This window comes from Pseudolabrys sp. (assembly GCF_050250095.1).
Taxonomy (GTDB): Bacteria; Pseudomonadota; Alphaproteobacteria; order Rhizobiales; family Xanthobacteraceae; genus Pseudolabrys.
The window spans coordinates 175,081-197,968 of sequence record NZ_JBFWPH010000006.1 but is presented as its reverse complement, the minus strand read 5'-3'; the positions used below and the strand labels follow the sequence as shown (position 1 = coordinate 197,968).

The 22,888-nt window shown below is 62.9% G+C and carries 22 protein-coding genes, 1 tRNA gene and 1 riboswitch; of the genes, 10 read left to right on the top strand and 13 right to left on the bottom strand.

Going from position 1 to position 22,888, the window contains the following annotated elements; all coding sequences use genetic code 11:
- Positions 1–132 precede the first annotated feature (132 nt).
- Complete coding sequence (locus AB7F10_RS17630; RefSeq protein WP_428563461.1) at positions 133–561, bottom strand: hypothetical protein; 429 nt, start codon at positions 559–561, stop codon at positions 133–135.
- On the opposite strand from AB7F10_RS17630, the gene AB7F10_RS17625 reads away from it, so the two are divergent.
- The 7 genes from AB7F10_RS17625 to AB7F10_RS17595 all read left to right on the top strand — a co-directional run bounded on the left by AB7F10_RS17625 (position 448) and on the right by AB7F10_RS17595 (position 10,226).
- Positions 448–1,746: a TolC family protein gene (locus AB7F10_RS17625; RefSeq protein ID WP_428563083.1), complete on the top strand. Its 1,299-nt coding sequence runs from the start codon at positions 448–450 to the stop codon at positions 1,744–1,746. The two genes, AB7F10_RS17630 and AB7F10_RS17625, sit on opposite strands and share 114 nt — an antisense overlap.
- Complete coding sequence (gene ihpB, locus AB7F10_RS17620) at positions 1,743–2,759, top strand: divalent metal ion exporter adaptor subunit IhpB (RefSeq protein WP_428563085.1); 1,017 nt, start codon at positions 1,743–1,745, stop codon at positions 2,757–2,759. Before AB7F10_RS17625 ends, ihpB begins: the two co-directional genes overlap by 4 nt.
- Positions 2,749–3,114 carry a P-II family nitrogen regulator gene (locus tag AB7F10_RS17615; RefSeq protein WP_428563087.1) on the top strand — a complete coding sequence of 122 codons (366 nt, stop codon included), beginning with the start codon at positions 2,749–2,751 and terminating at the stop codon, positions 3,112–3,114. Before ihpB ends, AB7F10_RS17615 begins: the two co-directional genes overlap by 11 nt.
- Positions 3,111–6,332, top strand: coding sequence for an efflux RND transporter permease subunit (locus tag AB7F10_RS17610; RefSeq protein ID WP_428563089.1), 3,222 nt, complete (start codon positions 3,111–3,113; stop codon positions 6,330–6,332). The genes AB7F10_RS17615 and AB7F10_RS17610 overlap by 4 nt, the downstream gene beginning before the upstream one ends.
- 43 nt (positions 6,333–6,375) lie before the next feature.
- A complete protein-coding gene (locus tag AB7F10_RS17605) occupies positions 6,376–6,861 on the top strand; it encodes a hypothetical protein (protein ID WP_428563091.1) in 486 nt (161 codons plus the stop codon).
- A 74-nt stretch (positions 6,862–6,935) separates the two neighbouring features.
- A complete protein-coding gene (locus AB7F10_RS17600) occupies positions 6,936–7,991 on the top strand; it encodes a DMT family transporter (RefSeq protein ID WP_428563093.1) in 1,056 nt (351 codons plus the stop codon).
- A 117-nt stretch (positions 7,992–8,108) separates the two neighbouring features.
- Positions 8,109–10,226, top strand: coding sequence for a heavy metal translocating P-type ATPase (locus tag AB7F10_RS17595; RefSeq protein WP_428563095.1), 2,118 nt, complete (start codon positions 8,109–8,111; stop codon positions 10,224–10,226).
- Positions 10,227–10,469: 243 nt separating this feature from the next.
- Here the strand turns inward: AB7F10_RS17595 and AB7F10_RS17590 are convergent, their stop codons facing one another.
- The 5 genes from AB7F10_RS17590 to AB7F10_RS17570 all read right to left on the bottom strand — a co-directional run bounded on the left by AB7F10_RS17590 (position 10,470) and on the right by AB7F10_RS17570 (position 14,668).
- A complete protein-coding gene (locus AB7F10_RS17590) occupies positions 10,470–11,828 on the bottom strand; it encodes a hypothetical protein (RefSeq protein ID WP_428563097.1) in 1,359 nt (452 codons plus the stop codon).
- Positions 11,829–11,830: 2 nt separating this feature from the next.
- Complete coding sequence (locus tag AB7F10_RS17585; protein ID WP_428563099.1) at positions 11,831–12,355, bottom strand: hypothetical protein; 525 nt, start codon at positions 12,353–12,355, stop codon at positions 11,831–11,833.
- Complete coding sequence (locus AB7F10_RS17580; RefSeq protein ID WP_428563101.1) at positions 12,309–12,794, bottom strand: DUF7665 family protein; 486 nt, start codon at positions 12,792–12,794, stop codon at positions 12,309–12,311. Before AB7F10_RS17580 ends, AB7F10_RS17585 begins: the two co-directional genes overlap by 47 nt.
- Positions 12,795–12,797: 3 nt before the next feature.
- A complete protein-coding gene (locus tag AB7F10_RS17575; RefSeq protein WP_428563103.1) occupies positions 12,798–13,289 on the bottom strand; it encodes a hypothetical protein in 492 nt (163 codons plus the stop codon).
- 77 nt (positions 13,290–13,366) lie between these two features.
- Positions 13,367–14,668: a 3'-5' exonuclease gene (locus AB7F10_RS17570; protein WP_428563105.1), complete on the bottom strand. Its 1,302-nt coding sequence runs from the start codon at positions 14,666–14,668 to the stop codon at positions 13,367–13,369.
- Between AB7F10_RS17570 and AB7F10_RS17565 the strand changes: the two genes are divergently transcribed.
- Positions 14,661–15,110, top strand: coding sequence for a tyrosine-type recombinase/integrase (locus tag AB7F10_RS17565; protein WP_428563107.1), 450 nt, complete (start codon positions 14,661–14,663; stop codon positions 15,108–15,110). The genes AB7F10_RS17570 and AB7F10_RS17565 overlap by 8 nt on opposite strands.
- Positions 15,111–15,166: 56 nt before the next feature.
- Here AB7F10_RS17565 and AB7F10_RS17560 read toward each other — a convergent pair.
- Both AB7F10_RS17560 and AB7F10_RS17555 read right to left on the bottom strand, forming a co-directional pair.
- Positions 15,167–15,240, bottom strand: a tRNA-Gly gene (locus tag AB7F10_RS17560).
- A 59-nt stretch (positions 15,241–15,299) separates the two neighbouring features.
- Complete coding sequence (locus AB7F10_RS17555) at positions 15,300–16,412, bottom strand: 2'-deoxycytidine 5'-triphosphate deaminase (protein ID WP_428563109.1); 1,113 nt, start codon at positions 16,410–16,412, stop codon at positions 15,300–15,302.
- 66 nt (positions 16,413–16,478) lie between these two features.
- Positions 16,479–16,557, top strand: a riboswitch (SAM riboswitch).
- A gap of 45 nt (positions 16,558–16,602) precedes the next feature.
- On the opposite strand from AB7F10_RS17555, the gene AB7F10_RS17550 reads away from it, so the two are divergent.
- A complete protein-coding gene (locus tag AB7F10_RS17550) occupies positions 16,603–17,808 on the top strand; it encodes an O-succinylhomoserine sulfhydrylase (RefSeq protein ID WP_428563111.1) in 1,206 nt (401 codons plus the stop codon).
- Positions 17,809–17,811: 3 nt separating this feature from the next.
- On the opposite strand, the gene AB7F10_RS17545 is transcribed toward AB7F10_RS17550, so the two are convergent.
- Genes AB7F10_RS17545 through AB7F10_RS17535 form a run of 3 tightly spaced genes read right to left on the bottom strand, consistent with a single transcriptional unit; the run spans position 17,812 to position 20,550 of the window.
- Entirely contained in the window at positions 17,812–18,615 is an 804-nt protein-coding gene (locus tag AB7F10_RS17545; RefSeq protein ID WP_428563113.1) for an SGNH/GDSL hydrolase family protein, read from the bottom strand.
- Positions 18,616–18,634: 19 nt separating this feature from the next.
- Positions 18,635–19,384, bottom strand: coding sequence for an SGNH/GDSL hydrolase family protein (locus AB7F10_RS17540; RefSeq protein ID WP_428563115.1), 750 nt, complete (start codon positions 19,382–19,384; stop codon positions 18,635–18,637).
- The gene (locus AB7F10_RS17535) at positions 19,381–20,550 is read right to left on the bottom strand and encodes an OpgC domain-containing protein (RefSeq protein WP_428563117.1); all 1,170 of its coding nucleotides are present in this window, start codon (positions 20,548–20,550) and stop codon (positions 19,381–19,383) included. The genes AB7F10_RS17540 and AB7F10_RS17535 overlap by 4 nt, the downstream gene beginning before the upstream one ends.
- A 119-nt stretch (positions 20,551–20,669) precedes the next feature.
- Here AB7F10_RS17535 and apaG point away from each other — a divergent pair, with 119 nt between their 5' ends.
- Positions 20,670–21,062, top strand: a complete 393-nt coding sequence (apaG, locus tag AB7F10_RS17530) for a Co2+/Mg2+ efflux protein ApaG (RefSeq protein ID WP_428563445.1) — start codon at positions 20,670–20,672, stop codon at positions 21,060–21,062.
- Here the strand turns inward: apaG and AB7F10_RS17525 are convergent.
- A complete protein-coding gene (locus AB7F10_RS17525; protein WP_428563119.1) occupies positions 21,059–21,799 on the bottom strand; it encodes a hypothetical protein in 741 nt (246 codons plus the stop codon). The two genes, apaG and AB7F10_RS17525, sit on opposite strands and share 4 nt — an antisense overlap.
- Positions 21,796–22,809: an Hsp33 family molecular chaperone gene (locus AB7F10_RS17520; RefSeq protein WP_428563121.1), complete on the bottom strand. Its 1,014-nt coding sequence runs from the start codon at positions 22,807–22,809 to the stop codon at positions 21,796–21,798. Before AB7F10_RS17520 ends, AB7F10_RS17525 begins: the two co-directional genes overlap by 4 nt.
- Positions 22,810–22,888: the final 79 nt, after the last annotated feature.

Below are 22,888 nucleotides of genomic sequence, written 5' to 3'. Positions count from 1 at the left end.
TCGAATGCTCAAAAGCGCGGTGCGATCGCTTCTTTCGGGTCTGCGTTCTCCGGCCTTGCGCCGGAGCATTACTATGATCTGCGCATGTGCATTCTTGTTCGTGACTTTCGCGGATTCGATGTCTCACCTGAATCAGTCCCGCTCAACGATCGTTGTGCAGATTGACCAGAATACGTCAGGCAAGGAGCCGTTGTCCTCCAAGAAGAGCCTTCCGACTGTCGAGCACTGCTTCGCCTGCACGCTCATCGCGATTTTCACGCCCGCGACGGCTTCGCTGACCTGGAACGGCAGCGCGGACCGTGTCGCATGGCTCCCGCCGGCAGACATCGTGCCGTCTCCGCCCGGCATCGAAACTCCTCCTCCCCGATTCTCGATCTGAACGACCGAACGTGACGCCCGGCATGCCTGCCGGCGTCCGGGCTGCATTTTCAGTTCAGGTACGAGACGATGTGCTTTCAACGTACTGCGCTTCTTGCGCTTGCGCTTCTGGCCGCAGGTCCGATCACGACGTGCTTTGCAGCCGACAAACTCACCGGTTTGACGCTCGAACGTGCGCTTCACCGCGCGGTCACTTCCAATCCCAAGCTTGCTGCGGCTGACAGGGATATCGGGATCGCCGCGGGCAAGCATATTCAGGCCGGGGCCATTCCCAATCCGGAACTGTCGTTTGAACTCGACAACGCCTTCGGAACGGAGAGCTTTCGCGGCTTCGATTCCGCTGAAAAGACGATCGGGATCGGCCAACTGATCGAGCTTGGCGGCAAACGCGGCGCGCGGATCGCCGCCGGCGCAGCCGAGTTGCAAAGCGCGCGCTGGCAACGCGAGGCGACCCGGCTCGAAATTCTCTCGGATACCGCCGTTGCTTTTTTCGACGTCCTTGGCGCCCAGCGTAAAGTCCAGATTTTCGACGAACAGATCACGGCGCTCGACCGGCTCGCACCGCTGCTGCAGCGGCGCATCGATGCCGGCGCGTCGTCGCCGGGCGAGATCGCGCGCGTTCAGGTCGCCTCCGATCTCGTGCGCGCGGAACGCGAACGCGCGCGCACGGCCCTCGCCATTGCCCGCCGCGAACTCGCTGTGCTGATGGGCTCCTCCCGGGTCGACTTTTCTTATGTGAGCGGCAACCTGTCGCAAGTTGGCCGTTTGCCGGCATTTTCAGCCCTGCTCCGTCAGATCGACGGCAACCCGCAACTGGCCCGTTGGACGGCCGTGCGCGCGCAAAAGGACGCCGAGCTTCTGTCGGCGCGGCTCAAGAGCGTCCCCGACCTCAAACTGGAGCTTGCCTGGAAACTGATACGCGAGCCCGGCGAGCCCGGCGCCGGCTCGCGTAACAATCAGGCGTTCCGCGTCGGTGCATCGATCCCGATTCCGGTGTGGGACCAGAACCTCGGCAATGTCGCGGCGGCGCGCGAGGAGCGCGCCAAGGTCGAAGCCGAGCGCGACGGCAGCCGGGCCGCTCTGATCCTGACCCTCGCGAAAGCCTATGACAGCCAAGCCGGCGCGCTGCGCGAGATCGAAGTGCTCCGCGGCTCGGCGCTTCCGAATGCGCGTCGCGCGCTCGACACCATCGAAAGCGGCTACAGCCAGGGCCGGTTCGCGCTGCTCGACGTGCTCGATTCACTCGGCACCGCCGCGCAGGTGGCGCAGCGCGAGCAAGAAGCCCTCGTCATCTTCCATACCTCGGTTGCAACTATCCAGGGGCTGACGGGCATCTCGCTCGGCATCACCCGTGTGAGAGGCCAATGAAACGCATCATTCTGACTGCGACGGCACTCGTCGTCGTGCTGGCCGTCGGGGCCGCCGTCTATTGGCGCGCGCCGTCCGCCAGCAACACGCAATCCGCCGAGCATGCCGAACATGCAGGGCATAAAGACGACGAAGCCGGCCACAAGGACGAGCACAAGGACGGCGACAGCAAGGGCGACGGCGACGAACACGGCAAGGAGGGCGTCGAACTGTCCGTTGCAAAAATCGAGGCCGCTCGGATCAGGCTTGAGAAGGCCGCCCCCACCGTTCTGCACGACACCCTTGTCATCAACGGCATCCTGCAGCCGAACCAGGAAAAGCTCGTTCAGGTGACGCCGCGCTTTCCGGGCATCGTCAAGGACGTGCGTGGCAAGGTCGGCGATCGGGTTGGCAAGAATGACGTGCTGGCCCGCGTGGAAAGCAACCAGAGCCTCACCGTCTATGATCTCGTCGCGCCGCTTGCCGGCACGATCATCGACCGGCAGATCGCCCTCGGGGAGTATGTCGGCGAGCAAAAAGTTGCGTTCACGATCGCCGACCTGTCCAGCATCTGGGTCGATTTTTCGATCTATCGGCACGACCTAAACCGGATTCGCACCGGCGATACCGTTCTCGTCGACCCGGAGGACGGCGGACCGAAGATCGAAACCACGCTCGCCTACATCTCGCCGGTCGGGAACAGCGATACGCAAAGCGCGCTGGCAAGGGCGGTGGTCGCCAATGACGGACAGCGGCTGCGCGCCGGCCTATTCGTGACGGGCCGGGTTTCGCTGCGTCAGAAGCCGGTCGGCATCGCGGTCAAGTCGAGCGCAATTCAGACATTTGAGAACCGAACGGTGGTTTTCGTCCGCGAGGGCGAGCGGTTCGAACCGCGCAATATCGTGATTGGCGACCGCGATCAGGACCACGTCGAGGTCACATCCGGGCTACAGGCCGGCGACGTTTATGCCGCCGACAACAGCTTCGTCATCAAGGCCGAGTTGGCGAAAGGGAGCGCGAGCCATGAGCACTGAACCAGCCATGACGGTCATAACAGCCTTTGTCAGACCTCGCATGGAAGCGCGGGTCATCCATCCGCTGCACGACCTTCCCGAGTTTCCCGGCTTCTTCGTTTCGGAGGTTCGAGGCCAGGGGCGCGGCTACGGGAGCGGCGGCTCATATGAAGCGACAGAATCCGACCTGACCTATCTCCGCTTTCTGCAAATTCAGCTCGTATGCCGCGCCGATGCGGCGGAAACCGTTCGGCAAAAAATTGCGGAAGCGGCATGGACCGGTCGCAAGGGCGACGGCGTCATCTTCTCGACGGATGCCGGTTCATTCCTCCGAATTCGCCAAGCAATAGGTCAGCCAGGCGGACACCAGCAATGATCGACGCGATTCTCGCCTTTTCGATCCGGCAACGCTGGCTTGTCATGATCGCCGTCGCGGCGATGGCGGCGTTCGGCATCTGGAACTTCACGCGGCTGCCAATCGACGCCGTACCCGATATCACCAACGTGCAGGTGCAGATCAATTCGTCGGCGCCGGGCTACTCGCCGCTCGAGGTCGAGCAGCGGATCACCTTCCCAATCGAGACTGCGATGGGCGGCTTGCCCCGTCTCGATTACACACGCTCGATGTCACGATATGGCCTAAGCCAGATCACGGTGGTCTTTAAGGACGGCACCGACATCTACTTCGCTCGCCAACTCGTCAACGAGCGTATCCAGCAAGTCAAAGACCAGCTGCCGTCCGGCATCGAAACGTCGATGGGGCCGATCTCGACCGGGCTCGGCGAAATCTACATGTATGCCGTGGAGGCCAAGCCGGACGCGCGCAATAGCCGCGGCGAGCCTTACACTCCAACCGAACTGCGCACGATCCAGGACTGGATCGTCAAGCCACAATTGCGCACTGTGCCCGGCGTCGTCGAGGTCAATTCGATAGGCGGCTTCGAGAAACAGTTTCACGTCCTACCGAACCCGGCACGGCTGCTGGCCTACAAGCTGTCGTTCCGCGACGTGATGACGGCGCTCGCTGCCAACAACGCCAATGTCGGCGCCGGTTATATCGAGCGCAACGGCGAGCAGTATCTGGTCCGCACCCCCGGACAGGTCGCATCCCTCCAGGAAATTCGCGACATCCTGATCAGCACGCGCGGCGGCGTTGCAGTTCGCATCGGCGACGTCGCCGACGTGCGCGAAGGCCGGGAACTGCGAACCGGCGCGGCAACCCTCAACGGCGAGGAGACCGTGCTCGGCACGGCCATGCTCCTGATCGGCGAGAACAGCCGCACCGTCGCCCAGCGCGTGGCCGGCAAGCTCGACGAAATCGCACGCTCACTTCCCGAGGGCGTCGTCGCGCGAGCGATCTACGACCGCACCCATCTCGTCGAGGCCACCATCGCAACCGTGGAGAAAAATCTCGTCGAGGGCGCGGTTCTCGTTGTCGTCATCCTGTTTCTTTTCCTTGGCAATATTCGCGCAGCGGTCGCAACCGCATGCATCATTCCGCTCTCGATGCTCTTCACCATGACCGGCATGGTCGAGTACCAGGTCAGCGCCAATCTCATGAGCCTCGGCGCGATCGACTTCGGCATCATCATCGACGGTGCCGTCATCATCGTCGAAAATTGCCTTGCCCTTCTCGCCGCCGAACAGCACCGCAAGGGCCGGCTTTTGACGGCACCAGAACGGTTCGAGGCGATCCTGAGCGGCGCGCGCGAGGTCGTCCGACCCGCATTGTTCGGCATGGTCATCATCGCCGTGGTTTATCTACCGATCCTCACGCTGACCGGCGTCGAAGGCAAAATGTTCACGCCGATGGCGATCACCGTCCTGATGATCCTGGCCGGCGCCGCAATCCTCTCCATCACCTTCCTGCCGGCCGCCATCGCGATTCTGGTCACCGGCCGCGTATCCGAACACGAGAACTGGCTGATGCGGGCGGCGCGCAAGGGCTATATCCCGCTGCTCGACCTCGCTATCCGTAATCGCGTCATTGCGGTCGCCACCTCAATCGTGCTCGTCATTGCGACCGGCTTCATCGCCTCGCGAATGGGCACGGAGTTCATTCCAAGCCTCGACGAAGGCGACGCCGCGCTCCAGGCGTTGCGCGTTCCGGGGACGAGCCTCAGTCAATCCCTCGAGATGCAGTCGGCGCTCGAGAAACGGCTGGTCAAAATCCCCGAGGTCAAGGAAGCCTTCGCCCGGACCGGAACCGCCGAAGTGGCGACGGATGCCATGCCACCGTCGATCTCGGACGGCTACGTGATGCTCAAGCCACGCGATCAGTGGCCTAACCCGCGGAAGTCTAAGCGCGATCTGGTGGCTGAAATCGAAAAAGCCGCCGTCGAGATTCCGGGAAGCAGTTACGAGCTGTCCCAACCGATCGAGTTGCGGTTCAACGAACTGATCTCAGGCGTGCGCAGCGATGTTGGCGTCAAAATTTTCGGGGACGACCTCGACACGCTACAGACCATCGCGGGACAGGTTCAGACCACACTGCAGACCGTAGCCGGTGCCGCCGACGTCAAGACCGAGCAGGTGTCAGGCCTGCCGATGCTGACCGTCAAGCTCGATCGCGCCGCGCTCGCGCGATACGGCATCAGCGTCGCAGAAATGCAGGAAATCGTCGAAATCGCCATTGGAGGTAAGGAACAGGGAAGCGTTTTCGAAGGCGACCGGCACTTCAATATCGTCGTTCGGCTGCCCGAACATCTGCGCGTCGATATCGACGCCATCAAAGGCCTGCCGATTCCCATTCCGGAGACGCAAGTGCAGGCGCAGGCAAAGACCGTCCGCACGGTTTGGGCGAGTTCGCCGCTTGCTCAGGCGCGTTATGTCCCACTTTCATCGCTCGCGCAGATTGAGATCGCGCCCGGTCCGAACCAGATCAGTCGTGAAAACGGCAAGCGGCGGATTGTGGTCAGCGCCAACGTTCGCGGACGCGACCTCGGCTCCTTTGTCGCCGAAGCGCAGCAAAAGATCGCCGCGCAGGTGAAAATGCCGGCGGGTTACTGGGTCGGCTGGGGCGGCCAGTTCGAGCAGCTCGCGTCCGCCTCACAGCGGCTGGCGATCGTGGTGCCGATTGCCCTGCTGCTGATCTTCGTCCTACTGTTCATGAGTCTTGGATCGGCGTTCGATTCGCTGCTGGTCTTCAGCGGCGTCCCGCTCGCCTTGACCGGAGGCATCGCCGCCCTGGCCTTGCGCGATATTCCGTTATCGATCAGCGCCGGCGTCGGCTTCATTACACTGTCCGGCGTCGCCGTTCTCAACGGCCTCATCATCATCGCCGCCATCCAAGGCCTGCGCGAACAGGGACGACCGCTGGCCGAGGCGGTTCGAGAAGGCGCCTTGATGCGTCTGCGGGCCGTGCTGATGACTTCGTTGGTCGCACCGCTTGGTTTCGTGCCGATGGCGATTGCCACCGGCCCCGGCGCAGAGGTGCAGCGTCCACTTGCGACGGTCGTCATCGGCGGAATTATCTCGTCGGCAATCCTGACGCTCCTCGTCCTGCCGGCACTCTATGTCCTACTCCGAAGGGATAAACCGAAGGCTGTCGTGCGTGGTGACGACCTCCCGCTCGCGCAGGGGAAAATGCCGTGACGCGTGCCCTCGGATTGGCGTCCCCGTTGACGGCGTTCCCGCAATGACAACAAGAGCGGCCACTTGCGCGATCGTCGCGAGCGTCATGCTGACCGTTCTATCGTCGCCATCACTGGCCGGCGACCTCAAACCCGTCGCCGAGTTCGTACGTCCCGCCTATGTGGCGATGACATTGACGATGCTCTGCGCTCGGGACGATCCGTGGTTTCTGACAGATTCAAGTGGGCCGCGCGGGAATCCGATTCAATACGCCGAGCACGTCAAAAACGAGGCTATCATGTCACTCAGCAAGGCGGACGCACTGACCGTCCTTAAAAAGGCGGCCGAGGATGCTCGCCACGAAGCACAACGTGAGTTTCATAAAGTCGTCCCGACGCAGGATTACCGATACTCGCAAATCGCCGGCTGGTGCCGGAGCTATGTCCTGAAATTCGTACGAAATGTCATCAAAACACATGATTTAGATCATTCGCTGCGTATGCGGCATCTCGATCGTGACAAACGGAGACTCGGGCTTAAAAGCCAATAGATAACGGCCGTGATTAGCTTTCGGTTCTGCAGGCTCAGGAGACCCGACGCGCCAAATGAACCACGCGAGTTGAGATGATCCACAACGGTATCCTTTTGGCGTTGCTGTCGGCGCTCCTATTCGGGGCCAGCACGCCCTTCGCCAAGCTGCTTCTAGGAACGGTCGATCCGTGGATGATGGCCGGTATTCTCTATCTCAGCGCCGGAATCGGACTCGCGAGCATTCATGCCTCGCGGACGCTTCTGCGGCTGCCGGTTACCGAAGCTCCGCTTCGTCGCGCGGACATTCCCTGGATTATGATGATTGTCCTCACGGGTGGCGCACTCGGACCCGTTTTACTGATGTTCGGACTCGCCGCGACCGATGCGGCAACGGCCGCCTTGCTTCTTAACCTCGAAGGCCTCGCGACGATGGCGATCGCATGGGTCGTGTTCCGCGAAAATGTCGATCGACGGCTTCTCGCGGGCGCGGGCGCCATGGTCGCCGGCGCTGTTGTGCTGTCCTGGACAGGACAGGCCTCGTTTCATTGGGGGGTGCTGCTGATCGCCGGCGCATGCCTCTGCTGGGGCATTGACAACAACCTGACCCGCAAACTGTCGTCGAGCGATCCGGTGCAGATCGCGATGCTGAAGGGGCTGATCGCAGGTGCATTCAACCTCGTGATCGCCATGGGACACGGCGTTAGCCTTCCGCCGGCAAACACGGCGCTGACTGCGGGCTTGATCGGATTCCTCGGCTATGGTGTCAGCCTTGCCCTGTTCGTCGCCGCGCTCCGGCATCTTGGAACAGCGCGGACCGGCGCTTATTTTTCGCTCGCCCCTTTTGTCGGTGCGATTCTCGCCGTGATGATGCTCGGTGAACCCTTCACGTTCACGCTGGTCATCGCCGGCGCATTGATGGGCGTTGGATTATGGCTGCATCTGTCCGAACGGCACGACCATGAACACACGCATGAAGCGATGGAGCATGAGCACCGTCACTACCACGATGAACACCATCAGCATCACCATGGACCGGACGCACCTCCGGGCGAGCCGCACAGTCACTGGCACCGGCACGAACCACTGACACATCGGCACCCTCACTATCCCGATCTGCACCATCGGCACGGCCATGGCCGCGCCAGTTGAAAGGCTGCTCGCTGTCTGAACTTGCCAATACCGATGTAATCTCGCGCCACTCCCTCGCGTCCGTCGTTACGACAGGGGGCTTCCCGGGCGCTGCATCAAACCTGTCGAGGTAATCTTATGGCGGCCGCCATTCCCTACAAGCTGCGCATCGAAGGCATGGACTGCGCCGCCTGCGCTCTCAAGATCGAAAACGCGATGCAGCGCCTTCCCGGCGTGAGCGACATCAATGTCAGCTATACGGCCGGCACGCTTGCTCTTCAGTTCGATGAAGACCGAACGTCTCCGCAAACGATCGAGAAAAGCATCAGGGCGCTGGGCTATACGCCCGCCGGTGCGCCGGCGCCGTCCGCAAGCCTCCCGAGCAACCGGGACCGGCAACCCTGGTGGCGCGGAACCAAGGGCCGGCTAGTGCTTGGGACTGGCGCGTTGTTTGTGCTCGCGTTCCTGCTTGCGCAGTTACTGCCCGAGTGGGAACGCTGGCTTTATTCGGCGGCGGCCCTTGCCGGCGCACTCCCCTTCGCGCGGCGCGCGCTCGCCGGCGCGATGTCCGGCTCGCCCTTTACCATTGAAACCCTGATGACGGTCGCGGCACTCGGGGCAGTCGCCATTGGCGAGGCCGAGGAAGCCGCCGTCGTCATCTTCCTGTTCGCGGTCGGCGAGCTTCTGGAGACGGTCGCGGCCGGCCGTGCGCGGGCCGGCGTCGAAGCCTTGATCGGCCTCGTGCCGCGGATGGCGCTGCGCGAGCGCGACGGCGCAGTGGAGAAAATCGCTGCCGAGGATCTCAAGGTTGGCGACATCGCGGTCGTGCGGCCGGGCGACCGTATTCCCTCCGACGGCGAGATCATCGACGGCGTCTCCGAGGTCGATGAAGCCCCGGTGACCGGCGAATCCGTGCCGGCGCTCAAAGAAGCCGGCGCACAGGTCTATGCCGGCAGCATCAATGCTAATGGAGAACTTCGGGTCCGGATCAGCCGCGTTGCAGCCGACAACACGATTGCCCGCATCATCCACATGGTTGAGCAGGCGCAGGAGTCCAAGGCACCGACCGCCCGCATGATCGACCGCTTTAGCCGCTGGTATACGCCCTTGGCAATGCTGATGGCGCTCTTCATCATCGTCATTCCCCCCCTGGCGTTCGACGGTGACTGGATGACATGGATTTATCGCGGGCTCGCGGTGCTGCTTATCGCTTGTCCCTGTGCGCTTGTCATTTCCACTCCCGCCGCGATTGCATCCGGCCTCGCCGTCGGCGCGCGACATGGATTGCTCATTAAAGGCGGCAGCGCGCTGGAAACGCTCGGCAAGGTGCGGACCGTTGCTTTCGACAAAACCGGAACGCTGACGCGCGGCCGTCCACAGGTCACGGATGTCGTGGCGCTCTCGGCTGACGAGACCATGGTTCTCGCAAGAGCGGCCGCGGTCGAACGCAACACCAGCCATCCACTCGGCGTCGCCATCGCCGAAGCCGCGGCAGCGCGCGCGCTGGAATTGCCGGCGACGTTCGGCGGCAGCACCGCAACTCCTGGTAAAGCCGTGACGGCGCGCCTGAAAGACGGTTTCGTCTCGGTCGGCTCGCCGCGTTACGCGGCCGAGGTGACGGCAATCGCTCCCGATGTCGCCGAGACGATCACCACGCTCGAAAATCAGGGCAAAACCGTCGTGGCGGTCTTGGCCGACAAGACCATTGAGGGACTTATCGCGCTCCGCGACGAGCCGCGCGAGGATGCCGCCGAAGGCATCGAGCGGCTGACGGAACGCGGCATCCGCGCCGTGATGCTGACAGGCGACAACCGGCGCACAGGCAATGCGATCGCCGGGCAGCTAGGCATGGAGGTACAGGCTGAACTTCTGCCCGACGCCAAGCTCGCCGAAATCGGCCGGCTGCGGGAAACGGGGCCAATCGCCATGGTTGGCGACGGCATCAACGACGCGCCGGCGCTGGCGGCAGCCTCCATCGGCATAGCCATGGGCGGCGGCACCGACGTGGCACTCGAAACCGCTGACGCCGCCCTGCTGAAAAGCCGCGTGACCGGCGTCGCCGAAATGATCGCGCTGTCCCGCGCTACACTCGTGAATATTTGGCAAAACATCACCATCGCGCTCGGCCTCAAATCGGTGTTTCTCATCACCACTCTCTTCGGCGTCACCACGCTCTGGATGGCCATTCTCGCCGATACCGGCGCTACTGTGCTCGTTACCGCCAACGCACTTCGGCTGCTCGCTCGCCGCTCATGAAGCTGCCGCACAATTTGAACAGTATAAAGCCAGATAGCTAGTATCGAGACACTGTATAAACGATCTCGAATACGAGATTAGAACTATTGGACTCATGAACAATTGCTACTTTGTTCATGACTCATACAGATCAGATCGCCATATAGAGCGGCCGTCTGCTCAGCCTGGGCGATTTGGGGGGCGCGGGTTCTAATCCTACCGCTCAACCAAATCACGGATAACGGTTCAGGCTTTTGGCGTGGACTATCCAATTGCGACGTGTCCGTAGGCGTATGGCGCAACAGCGGCACTACCAGTTTCGATATCTTGCAAGGCCGAAACCGAACCCGTCGCAAATTCCAGCGCAGTGCCGCCGTGCAACCGGCGAAGAAGCTCGGAGATTACAAGACATCCGGCGATCAGCCCGACGAATGGTACTCCGACTGTGCGCGACGCAAGCTGTGTCAGGCCGCAGGATTCCATGCCAGCATCTTTGAGACGCTGATAGGCAGGCATGTTTTCGAAGCTTTTCGAGCCTTCGCCGACCTGCCGGGACCACATTTCCTTCGCGCGGCGTGCACCGGGAAAGGTGTGCATGGCAATACTCAGAAAAGCCTCCGGGCCAGCGCCCAATCCCGCCTCGATGACGATGTCGAAACCCGCATCTTCGAGAGCCGCGCGCGCGAGCGCATTATCGACACCACATAAGGCGACGCCCGGCTCGTCGGCAGATCGTCGTGTCCACTCACCAAAGCGCCGCTCCTCGATGAATGTTTCGAAACCTCGCGCTTCCAGCCAATCTGCGACCACGCGGCCCTTGCGGCGGCCAATGTCGCGGATGAACGAGAGCAACGACGTGCTGTCATTTGAGGAAGCGATACGGTCGAAGTCTTGCAGTACGAGTTGTGCCGTCGCCGTTTCGGTATATGGCAACGCGGCAAGCAACCAAGCGAATGCCTGACCGAGATTGCCAAGGCCAATGAGCCAGAGGCGTGAAGGCAGGTAAGCAAGGAGAGGTTCGGTCTCATCGGACGCTAGCCAATTTTTCCCCGGTTGCCAGAGCGAGAGGCCGTGCCCGCGCCGGCCGGCAAGGAGATGATCTCCCGAGTGGAACGCGAACGCTTCAGCTGCACAAATGGCAGCGGCGAGAACCGGCGCAAGCGCCATTGCTGCGTCTTCGTTGAGTCGGTCCGGTTGATGCGCGGGAACCACGCCACCACGCCAGCCTTCCCACGTCATGCGCCACGCCGGGCGTGGCGGCAGCGGGACGGTGCCGATGACAGCATTAGGCCAACCAGGACGCACTGCGGGCGACAGCGCACCCCCCAACTCGAGAACGGCGTCGGCCACACGTGGACTCTTGGACAAAGGCGAAAGGCAGACCGTATCCTCGGGGAGCCCGACAATCTCGACGCCGCCCAGAAGTGTGCGGCGCGCGAGATTCACAAGCGTGAGAAGCGCGGTCTGATGAGGCACGCTGGCGGCGATCTCGGGGCCAACGTGGACAGTAAGGCCGAAGCGCCGCAGCAGCGCCATCGCTTCCTCGTGCGTGCCCGCGCGCCCGTTGTCCATGAAATACTTGGCGGTGCGATGCAACCGCGTGTGATCGATTGGCATGGTCATGGCTAGCTCCAAAAGCCGGTGTAGAAATACGCGGGGGTGTGCCTGGGGCTATGGTCTCTCCATTTGTGATCGCCACGATATTCGTAGATGCCCATGCGGTCTGGCATGATGGGCCAGCGCGCGAAATCGGGAAGGATAATCGCAATGTGCCCGTCCCGTGCGACCATCGGATTGGTCCTATCCGAGTGGCTCTGAAAGCCGACGCCGGGATGCGTGTGAACGTCGGCGACGACGGCACAGCCGCGCGCGCGGCAGGTGGCCCAAAGCATTGCGAAGGCATCGCCATGTAGGACGCAGACGCCGCTCGCGTAAGCCTTGGGATCAAGCTCGTCGTAGTAGATCGCGCCCGTGATCGCGCGGCGACCTTCGGGCGAGGTGCTCCCGATGAGGAAAGCGCCGGCCTCGTGGCGACGCCCGCCGCGCCGGTCGAGCTCATGGACAATGTTCCGCCAGAGCCGCTGGGGACAGCTCAAGCGGTGCTCAGGCGCCCACCACGCCCGAATAGTCGCTATGATGGAGAAGGTCATAGATTTGCTCCAGGTAACACATGATGCCGCGCGCGGGCTTCCACAGGCGGCTGGGGTATTTGGTGCGCCACTCGTCGTGGCCGTCGATTGAGTGACGGTCACACGGCAGATAGAGACATTTGCCGTTCTTCCAGTCCGGCCGGAACACGGCACACACATGCGACGGACCGGTTGGCCATCCCGCGCGTGCCAGAGGTGCGTTCCGCTCGGCGTCCCAAGGCTGCGCCGTGACCGGCGTTTGCCGGTAGCCGGAGCATTCGAAGCGGAACGCGAATGCGTTCGGCGCTTTCGTACGCTCTGGTGCGGTGACCGCGATGACGACGTGCGGCCAGCGCGTAGCGATGTGACGCCAGCGGCCCTCAGCCTCGCCGCAGCGAAACTCTGCTGCGGCGAGGTCTTGTTCAAGCATAAGCCGATCGGGGGGGATGGGTGCGTTCATCGGTTAGCCCTCGACGCGCTTCTCCGGTACGAAGTCGAAACACACGGCGCAGTCATGGCCGTGCACGACCTGGTGCAGCGGCGTATCGCTGGACGGACGCTCAGTCGAGCCGCAGAGCTGGAGGACGTGCTCGGCGGCATCCTTCGGGCTGACGTGGAAGTGCCGCGCGGCCCACGCCTTCACGGCACGAACGCGGGTACCCGGCGCGAAGCGATGCTTCGCGGTCTTGTCGAGGTAGTGCACGGTCGTCTCGATCTGCTGACAGCGGCTGACATGTACGCGGCAGCCGTGCTTGATGTGCGGAAGACGATCGTCGTGGTGGCCGCTTTCGTGCTGCTCGGCTTCGTCGACGAACACAAATGTCTCGGCGTCAATCTTGATGCCGAGCTTTTCGAGCGCGGCGTGGAGTTCGCCGAGCGTCGCCGCCTCGGCAATTTCCAGTTCGTGAAGGCCCGGCTTGCCGTGAACCTGAACGAAGAGTGCGATAGTAGACATAGACGTTATCTCCTTGAACGGGGGCCGGTGACGGGCCCTTCAAAGAGAAAGCGAGACGAAGCCGGAAAAAGCGGAAGTCAACCTCTGCAGATGAAGTAGCAGGGGCAATTCGGACAGACGCGCGCGTCGGGCTTGGGCTGAAAGTTCCCCTGCTCGATGGCCGCGATTGCGTCGGTATACTTCTCGACCGCTTTAGCGTCGTTCTTGGCCACAGTCGGAAGCGCTTTTGCGTTTGCCAGATAGAAGATTTCCACGCTCGTTTGTTTGCCGGCGTAACGATTTACGGCTCCTTGCCGCAAAAGAGCGTAGATCGGCTTATCAGGCTCGGATTTCGTTTCCCGTCCCGTCCGCACGCGCTGGACGCGCACGGTGCCGGCCGGCGTGATGAGCACTCGATCTGGCGTCAGCACAACTTGATGGCGGCCCAGTGGGATCTGCCATTCGGCCCGTTCATATTGGCCAACTTCAGTGGCGATGGCATCGACCATAGATCGCACCATGCCCTCCGCCGCACGCCGGTAATACGGTTCGAACGGATGCGTAACCGGACCGGACTGCTCCCACTCGGCGGATAGCCGCGCAATCGCTTCGGCAACTTTCACTGTGTTTCCATTCTCACGCTCAGCCTCGAGCCAACGCACGGTGCTGTAAACGCAGCGGTGGAATGACACATACGCGGACTCGTCGCGGCCACCCCGCAAGCCCTCGATAACCATGTACCGGTACCGGGCCGGGCACTGCATGTAGATCGCCAGATCGCGCTCGTCATAGCGCTCTGATGCCTCCGGCGGATACAGTTTGACAGGGGAGGTATAGACTTTGCCTGACCCCCGATAGGTCTTGTGCGATACCGCGCTTTGAATGGCCGGGATGAATTTCGACGCCGATGCATTTGTCGTGGTGTAGCGCTCGGCCCGGCTTAGAAAGAGAAAGTCGCGTGCTCGCGAGAGTCCGACAAAGAATAGGGATTGCTCCTCAGCGTCGTGATCGTCAGGTTGCGCAGAGAGCCGTGCCAACGCCGGTGGCGGCGGACATCGGACGCCTTGGCGGATGGTCGGCATATAGCGGGTGGCAAGGGCCGGAAAGTGCACAGCGCGGAACTCTAAGCCCTTGCTACCGTGGATCGTCATCACGCGCACGGCATCCATGTCGGTAGCTTCTGAAGCAACCCTCCGGAATGAACTGTCGTAGTTAAGCACTTCTAAGCGGCGGATGCGGTCGAGAAATCCTTTGCGGCTCGACTGCCCGGCTGCGGCTTGCTCGCTGCAAAACTTCAGCAAATGATAGATTGCAATCAGTTTCTGCTGACCGAGAGCATTGTTGGCACCAAGGAGCGGCAGAAGGTGATTGCTACGCTCGAACAGCCAGGTCGTGAGCAATACCGGACTGCGACTTAGCGATCTGATGCGACTGTCTTGGTCACACGTTGGTAAAGACGCCATCGTTCTAGCGACAAGCAAAAGCAATCACCGCCGCGAGGCCATTATCCCTCTATACGGTGCTTTGCGAGACGTTCTGGCGCGGATTCCGAAACGAGCCACTGCCGTCCTTACCAGCAGCCGAAAACGGGCATGGACCCCGGACGGCTTTGGCAGTTCCTTCAACAAAGCCAAGATTGATGCCGGGATGGCAACCGTGGACCTGCATTTCAATGACCTCCGGGGCACCGCTGCGACCAAATTTTACATCGCAGGCTTCAGTATGCGCGAGATCGCCGAAACGCTCGCGTGGGAAGAAGAGTCGGTCGAGAAGATCATTCGCCGGTACGTCGGGCGGGCTGCCGCTCTCAAAGCCATGATCAAAAAGCTAGAGGGCAAATGACGAACAAAATCTGCAAAACCGCCTGCAAAACTCTACCTCAAATTTCAGTTAAGTGTTGGAGCGGGCGAAGGGAATCGAACCCTCGTATGCAGCTTGGGAAGCTGCCGTTCTACCATTGAACTACGCCCGCACAGGCTCACAATACCGAAGCTGCGGCATCCGCCGCAAGCACGGCATCGTCACTCCTTCTCAACCCTTGAAATGCTTGCTCAGCTTCAGGCTCTGCGCCTGATAGTTGGAGCCGATGCCCTGACCGTAGAGTGTGTCCGGCCGCGCGATCATCTTCTCATAGACCAGCCGGCCGACGATCTGCCCGTGCTCAAGGATGAACGGCACCTCGCGCGAGCGCACCTCAAGCACCGCGCGGGCGCCCCTGCCCCCGGCGCCGGCATAGCCGAAGCCCGGATCGAAGAAGCCGGCATAGTGGACACGGAATTCTCCGACCAGCGGATCGAACGGCACCATCTCGCAGGCGTAATCTGGCGGCACCTGCACGGCTTCCTTGGACGCCAGAATGTAGAACTCGTCGGGGTCGAGGATCAACGCATTGTCCGGCCGCGCCTGCACGGGCTCCCAGTAGTCGGGCACCGTGTAACCGTTGCGCAATTCGACGTCGATCAAGCCGGTGTGCCGCTTGGCGCGATAGCCGACGAGACCGCCGGGGCCGAGCCCCGACAGATCGACGCTGACGCCGACACCCTGCGACACGTCGGCGTCGTCACTGTCGACCAGCCGTTCCTTGGCGTGCAGCGCGCGCAGCGCTTCGGCGTCGAGCAGCGCATGGCCGTGGCGGAAGCGGATTTGCGACAGCCGCGATCCCTTGCGCACCAGCACCGGAAACGTGCGCGGACTGATCTCGGCATAGAGCGGGCCGCGATAGCCGGCGGCGATCTGGTCGAAGCCGCGAATGCGGTCGGCGATCACGCGGGTGAAGACGTCGAGTCGCCCGGTCGAGCTTTTCGGATTGGCGGCCGCCGAGATGTCGTCCGGCAACGCGAGGCTTTCGAGCAGCGGCACGATGTAGACGCAGCCCGTCTCGAGCACCGCGCCCTTGCTCAGCGAAATTTCGTGCAGCGTCAGTTCGGCGATGCGCTCGGCGACTGTGGTGCGGCCCGGCAGGAAGCTCGCGCGGACACGGTAAGCGACCTCGCCCAACCGCAGATCGAGACTCGCGGGCTGGATCTGGTCCGGCGCAAACGGCATCGTGGGCACGATGCCACCGGCCTTCGCCAGCGCCGCGATCATGCGGTCCGGCAGAATGCCCCTGTCATCCTTGCCAAGCGATAGCGTCACGTCGGTCATCCCGTTTTCGTGGGCGATCTAACCCGACGCGCCGCTTGACGGGAAGAGATGCCGGGCGTATCAAAATTTTTATCCCGTGGTCATTTGAGCCGGCCGGCTTGCAGCCACGTTAAATAAATCGCTAAAAGGCCGGGGGCATGTGGACCCGGCCGAGAACTTTTCTCCGGCCGGTTTTTTGTTGGAGAGTCGCATGCCTGCTTCTTCTGATACGACGGCGAAACGCCGCGATTACCGCCCCGAAACCCTGCTCGTCCAGGCCGGCACGCTGAGGTCCGAATTCAAGGAGACCTCGGAGGCGCTGTTCCTCACGCAGGGCTATATTTACGACAGCGCCGAGGATTGCGAGGCGCGCTTCTCCGGCAAGATTCCGGGCTATGTCTATTCGCGCTACTCCAATCCCACCATGTCGATGTTCGAGCAGCGCATGGCCGCGCTCGAAGGCGCGGAAGCCGCGCGCTCGACCGCGACCGGCATGGCCGCCGTCACCACGGCGCTGATGGGTCTGGTGCGCGCCGGCGACCACATCGTCGCCGCCAAGGCGCTGTTCGGCTCCTGCCGCTACGTCATCGAAGACTGGCTCGGCCGCTTCGGTGTCACCTCGACGCTGGTGGACGGCCGCGATCTCGACTCCTGGAAGAAAGCCGTGACCAAGAACACCAAGGCCTTCTTCCTCGAGTCGCCGACCAACCCGACGCTGGAGGTGGTCGACATCGCCGAAGTCGCCAAGATCGCCCACGCCGCCGGCGCCAAGCTGGTCGTCGACAACGTGTTCGCGACGCCGCTTTATCAGAGCCCGCTCAAGCTCGGCGCCGACTGCGTCGTCTACTCCGCGACCAAGCACATCGACGGCCAGGGCCGCTGTCTCGGCGGCATCATTCTCGCCTCCGAGAAGTTCATCATGGACCACGTCCATCAGGTGATCCGGCAGACCGGCCCGTCGCTGTCGCCGTTCAACGCCTGGGTCATGCTGAAGGGTCTCGAGACGCTCGCCGTGCGCGTCGAACGGCAGACCGCGACCGCGGCCTTCGTCGCCGACAAGCTCGCCGGCCATCCGAAGATCGAGCGGCTGATCTATCCGGGCCGGTCTGACCATCCGCAGGCCGACATCATCAAGAAGCAGATGAAGGCCGGCTCGACGCTATGCTCGTTCGAGGTGAAGGGCGGCAAGGCCGGCGCGTTCCGCTTCCTCAACGGGCTGCAACTCACCGGTATCACCAACAATCTCGGTGACGCCAAGAGCCTCATCACGCATCCGACGACGACGACGCATCAGCGGCTGACGCCCGAGCAGCGCGCCGAACTCGGCATCGGCGACGGACTGGTGCGATTCTCGGCCGGGCTCGAACATCCCGACGACGTGCTGGAGGATCTCGTCACCGCGCTCGACGCGGTGTAAAAATTAGCGCGTCGTGGCGCGCGCGGTGGCGACCGGCGGCCGTTTGGTCGCCGCTTCCGCGATCGCCACGGCCAGCGCCCGCGCGACGCAGGCGTAGCTCCAGTCGTTCATGTGCAGACCGTCTTCCGAGATGAAGTCGGCGAAGGTCATGCCGTCGATGACCCGCCAGCGCCGCATCAGTTCGTAGCGGTGGAACACGCCGACGTCGGCAAGCTTGCCGGCGATGCCGATCAGATCGATCGCCTCGGTAACGCCGGCCTTGACGTTGACCTTCGGCGCGAACTGCGGGTCGATCAGGACGATGTCGGCGCCGACGCTCTTTGCGCGCGCGATGCCGTCGCGAATGGCGACGCCTTCATCGGACAGTGGATGATCGCGGATCACCGCGTTGGTGCCGAGTTGCCACAATACGAGGTCCGGCTTCTCCGCGACGACGTCACGGTCGAACCGGGCGAGCATGTCCTTGATCTCTTCGCCACCGACGCCGCGGTTGACGACCTTGAAATCGCGGCCGGGAAAGAGGCGCGCCAGCTCGATCTTGAGGCGGCTCGGATAGGTCGCGTCCAGCGAACTCGCGCCCGCGCCGGCGGTCGACGAGGAACCGATGGCGACGATCGTCACCTGCTGTTTCGCGTCAAGCTTCTTGTGGACCTGCGCCAGGGGATAAGCGAGCCGCACGACGTCGAACGGCACTCGGCACGGCGTGCCGGTTTCCGCGAGCGCGGCGGCGGGTATCGTGATCCCGAACAGGAGAGCGGCTGCGGCGGCGAATAGGCGCGACGGCAGGCAAGTCGTCAAACGCGGCACGATGAGGTTCCAACCCCGGCTATCGCCCGCCCCCTGGCGGCGCGGCCAACCTGGCGCCCTCGGCGACGAGGGAGGCCAGCAGCCGCCCAATGCAATCATGAACCCGCTCGGCGGTGTCAAGTTTTTTCGTGGTGGAATGGAAGTTGAAGGTGCCCTGTTCCGACCAAAGCTGCATGATTCCGAAGCGGTCAAACAAAGGCAGTTCTTGCTGCAATGCAACCCAACGCATGCTTTCGTTGTAGGCGCCAAGCGCAATCATCGATTCCGTGCGCGGACTGTATTGGGAATTGACCAGAACGACGTCGGCGCTGGCCGACCGGGCGGCATTGATGCCGGCGTCGAGGGACGCGCTGAACCGGTCCGGGTCGACCGCGCGCATGGCGTCGATGGTCCCGGTCTGCCAGATCACCAGCGTCGGCTTTGCCGTTCCGAGCATGGATACGAGTTGGACGGACATTTCTGCCGCGCTGCGGCCCCGCTTGACGTCGGTTTCGACGCGGACGGTCACGCCCGGATAGGTCTCTGTCAGGGCCTTCTGCAACCGCGCCGGATAGGCCTTTTCGGCGCCGTCCTTGGTCGGCAGCGTCGAAGAGCCGGCGCCGATCACGAGCACATCCAGTTTTTTCTTGGCGAGCGCCGCAGCGACCTGCGGCAACGGAAAAGCGGCAACCACCTGCGATTCGGCAACCCGGCACGCCGCCGGCATCTCGGCCGAAGCAGGCGCCGACAGCATGACCAGCGCGATCAGCAGCGGCCGCAGCGATTTCATGCATTGCCCCGCGCGTAAGAAGGCGTGTCCGGCGGACGCGCCGAGCCCCCACGCTCGACGCGCTTATACCACGCAATCACCATCGCCGCGCCTGTCATGATTGCTATTCCGGCAAGGCTGACGGCCACCTGCATTGCAACAACGTTCGACACCTCGGTGAAAACAAAGTGGCCGGCGAACGACAAGAATACGCCGAGACAGAAAATTTCCAGCGAATGCTGGCCGCACAGCACCGCCGGATAGACCCAACGCGAGTTCAGCGCCGGCCAGTCGCGTGGAATGAGCCAAAGCGTGATGACGGCCAGCGAGAGGAAATGAGCTATGCGGAGCACGTCGAGATTGGTTTTATTGATTGGATAGATGAGTTCGGACACGACATGCGGCACGTAGATCGCAAGCCGCGGGAAATGCCAAGTCAGCGTGATGGAGAACGCAAAAGCGATATAGGCAATCGCAAGAACCAGCGTAACCGGCGACTCGATCCATCGCCGCAACCGCCGCGCGCCACCGAGCGCGCACCACGCGCCGAACACGAACAGCAACTGCCAGGCGAACGGGTTGAACACCCATGAGCCGCGCGGATAGGACGGGATATTGAAATCGAACCGCCACATCAGAGCATAAAGCGCGGCTGAGGCGACCAGCGCGCCGGTCGAGGAACGCAGCAGCAGCCATAGCGCCGGCGCGAAGCCGAGCAGCAGGACGATATAGAGCGGCAGCACGTCCATGTTGACCGGCTTGAACTTCAGGAGCAGCGCCTGAATGATCGTCTCGTCGGGATGCTGAAGGAAATTGATGATGCCCATTTCCTCGGTGTAGAGCGGGTTGTCGAAGCTGTGGGCGACATAAGCGATCTCGGCGAGATAGATCGCAAACAGGAAGACGTGGGCAACATAGATCTGCCAGGCGCGTTTCAACACCCGCGCGCCGGCGACGACAAAGCCGTTCTGCTGCATGGAGCGGCCATAGACGAAGGCCGCGGTGTAACCCGAAATGAAAACGAAGATTTCGGTGGCGTCGCTGAAGCCGTAATTCCGGATGGTGACCCAGCTCACCACGTTGGACGGGATGTGGTCGAGGAAGATCAGCCAGAGCGCGAGGCCACGGAACAGGTCGAGCCGCAAATCGCGTTTGGACGCAACCGTTGGCTTTACGCCCGTAGACATTGCGGCGTTTCTTTCGTCGCGCTTTTCGGCCATAATTCCGCGAGAGAATCCATTGAATACGAATCTCGAGGCCGGCAGCGGCAGGTTATCTGATGACCCGTTCCTCGACAGCAAGCAATATGTATCGCGCAGTCACACGAAAAATTGAGGTTTCGGTCACGCCGCGTTTCCTGCCGGAGCGATCATCGGAAACCGAGGGCTATTATTTCTGGGCCTATACGATCGGCATCCGAAACCAGAGCGCGGAAACCGTTCAGCTGAAGACGCGGCACTGGCGGATCACCGACGGCAACGGCCGCTTGCAGGAAGTGCGCGGCCCCGGCGTCGTCGGCGAGGAACCGGTGCTCAAACCGGGCGAGTCCTACGAATATACGAGCGGCGTTCCGCTGCAGACGGCGTCCGGTTTCATGCTCGGCAGCTACGGGATGGTGTCGGAAAGCGGCGAGCAATTCGACATCGAGGTGCCGGCCTTTTCGCTCGACTCCCCGGCCAACAAGCGCGTCATCAACTAACGCGGAGGCGGAAGGCAGGCGCCGAGGCGGCGCGCCGCCTGCGCCGGCAAAATCGCCAGCACCGCGCCGGGCGCGGCAAATTCCTGCAACGCACGCAGCGCCGGCTCTTCGAGCGCGACACAACCGGACGTCGAGGTCGCCTGCGGCATCTTGAGATGGATGAAGATGCAGGAGCCGCCGTGTTGCCGGCGGTTGGTCGGATAATCGACCACGATGCCATGCCGGTAGTGCGGAATGCGCCACATGTTCTCGCCATGCACCTTCCAGCCGACTTTGGCGCGCGAGGTGATGGTGTTGTAGGCGGGCGACGCCGGATCGTCGACGCAAACGGTTCCTTCCGTGAGGTGCAGATCACCTGCGCGGCTTGATGGCGCGAGCCCGAAATTCCGTCCCAGCCGATAGATCCCCGCCGGCGCGCGCTTGTCGCCATCGACCTTGACCGGCTCGCCCCGCACAGCAAGTTGCCGGAACGCGAAGGACCACGCGATGCCGTTTCGCCCGATGATCGCAGGCGCGACGCCGCCCGCCGGTCGCCAGCCTGCATTGGGCGCCGCCCGCTCGTAGAGCCGCAACCGCGCCTTGCTGGTGGTCATGCCGTCGGCGGTGACGAGCACAAGCCGGCGCGCCGAGGCAAGCGGCTCGGGACAGGACTGCGCGGCAGCAAGGCCGGACGACGCCATCAGGGCGGCGGCGACCGCAACGGCAGCGGCGCAGCTCTCGCCGGTCCGGCGCATCATGCGGGAGCAACCTCGTCGGGATCGAAGAGGTAAGTGCTGCTGCAGAACTCGCAGGTCACCGAGATGACGCCGTTCTCGACCATATGATCGCGATCGTCCTGCGAGAAGTTCCGCAGCATCGCCTCGACATTCGGCCGCGAGCAGGAGCACTCCGACCGCACATCGGTCGAGTTGAACACGCGCACGCCCCGCTCGTGGAACAGCCGAAACACCAGCCGTTCGCTGGACAGGTCGGGATCGATCAGTTCGACGTCTTCCACTGTCTCGACCAGCGCCCGGCCTTCAACCCAGGCGTCGTCTTCCTCGACCTCGTGCTGCGCCACGCCGTCGGGCGCATCGCCCGGGTCGAGGTCAGCAACCTGCATGCGCTCGGGCGCCCGCGGCAGGAATTGCAGCAGGATGCCGCCGGCGCGCCAGCGATGCTGTGCGCCACCTTCCGCCGCGCGCAGCTCCTCCGCGACCGCGAGCCGCACGCGAGTCGGGATCTGTTCGGAACGCAGGAAATACTCATGCGCGACGTCTTCCAGCGTGCCGCCGTCGAGCGCGACGAGGCCCTGATAGCGATTCATGTCCGGCCCCTGATCGATCGTCATCGCCAGATGGCCGCGGCCGAGCAGCGCGCCGCTGTCCGCCTTGCCCGCGGCAACCGCCGCCTCGACGAGGGCGCGATCGAAGCGCGCGCAGGCGCGCACCTTGTCCGGCGCGGTGTAGTCGACGAGCAGCATGCGAACCGGGCCATCGGCCTGCGTCTGCAGAATAAGCCGTCCTTCGATCTTCAGCGACGAGCCGAGCAGCACAGTGAGCGCAATGGCCTCGCCGAGCAGCTTGGCGACGGGAAGCGGGTAATCGTGCCGGCGCAGAATGTCGTCGACCGCAGGGCCGAGCCGCACGACGCGGCCGCGCAGATCGAGCGCGGAAATTTCGAACGGCAGGATCGCGTCGTCCTCGACCGCGGCGGACGGCGCGCGGGACGGGATGTCGGGATGACGAGTGATATCCGGGCGGGTCATGTCGTCGAATCCGTCGGTGGCAGGCCCTATGGTGGCAGGCCCTATGTAAGCCCGCGGGACGCGATTGCCAGTGCGGCCG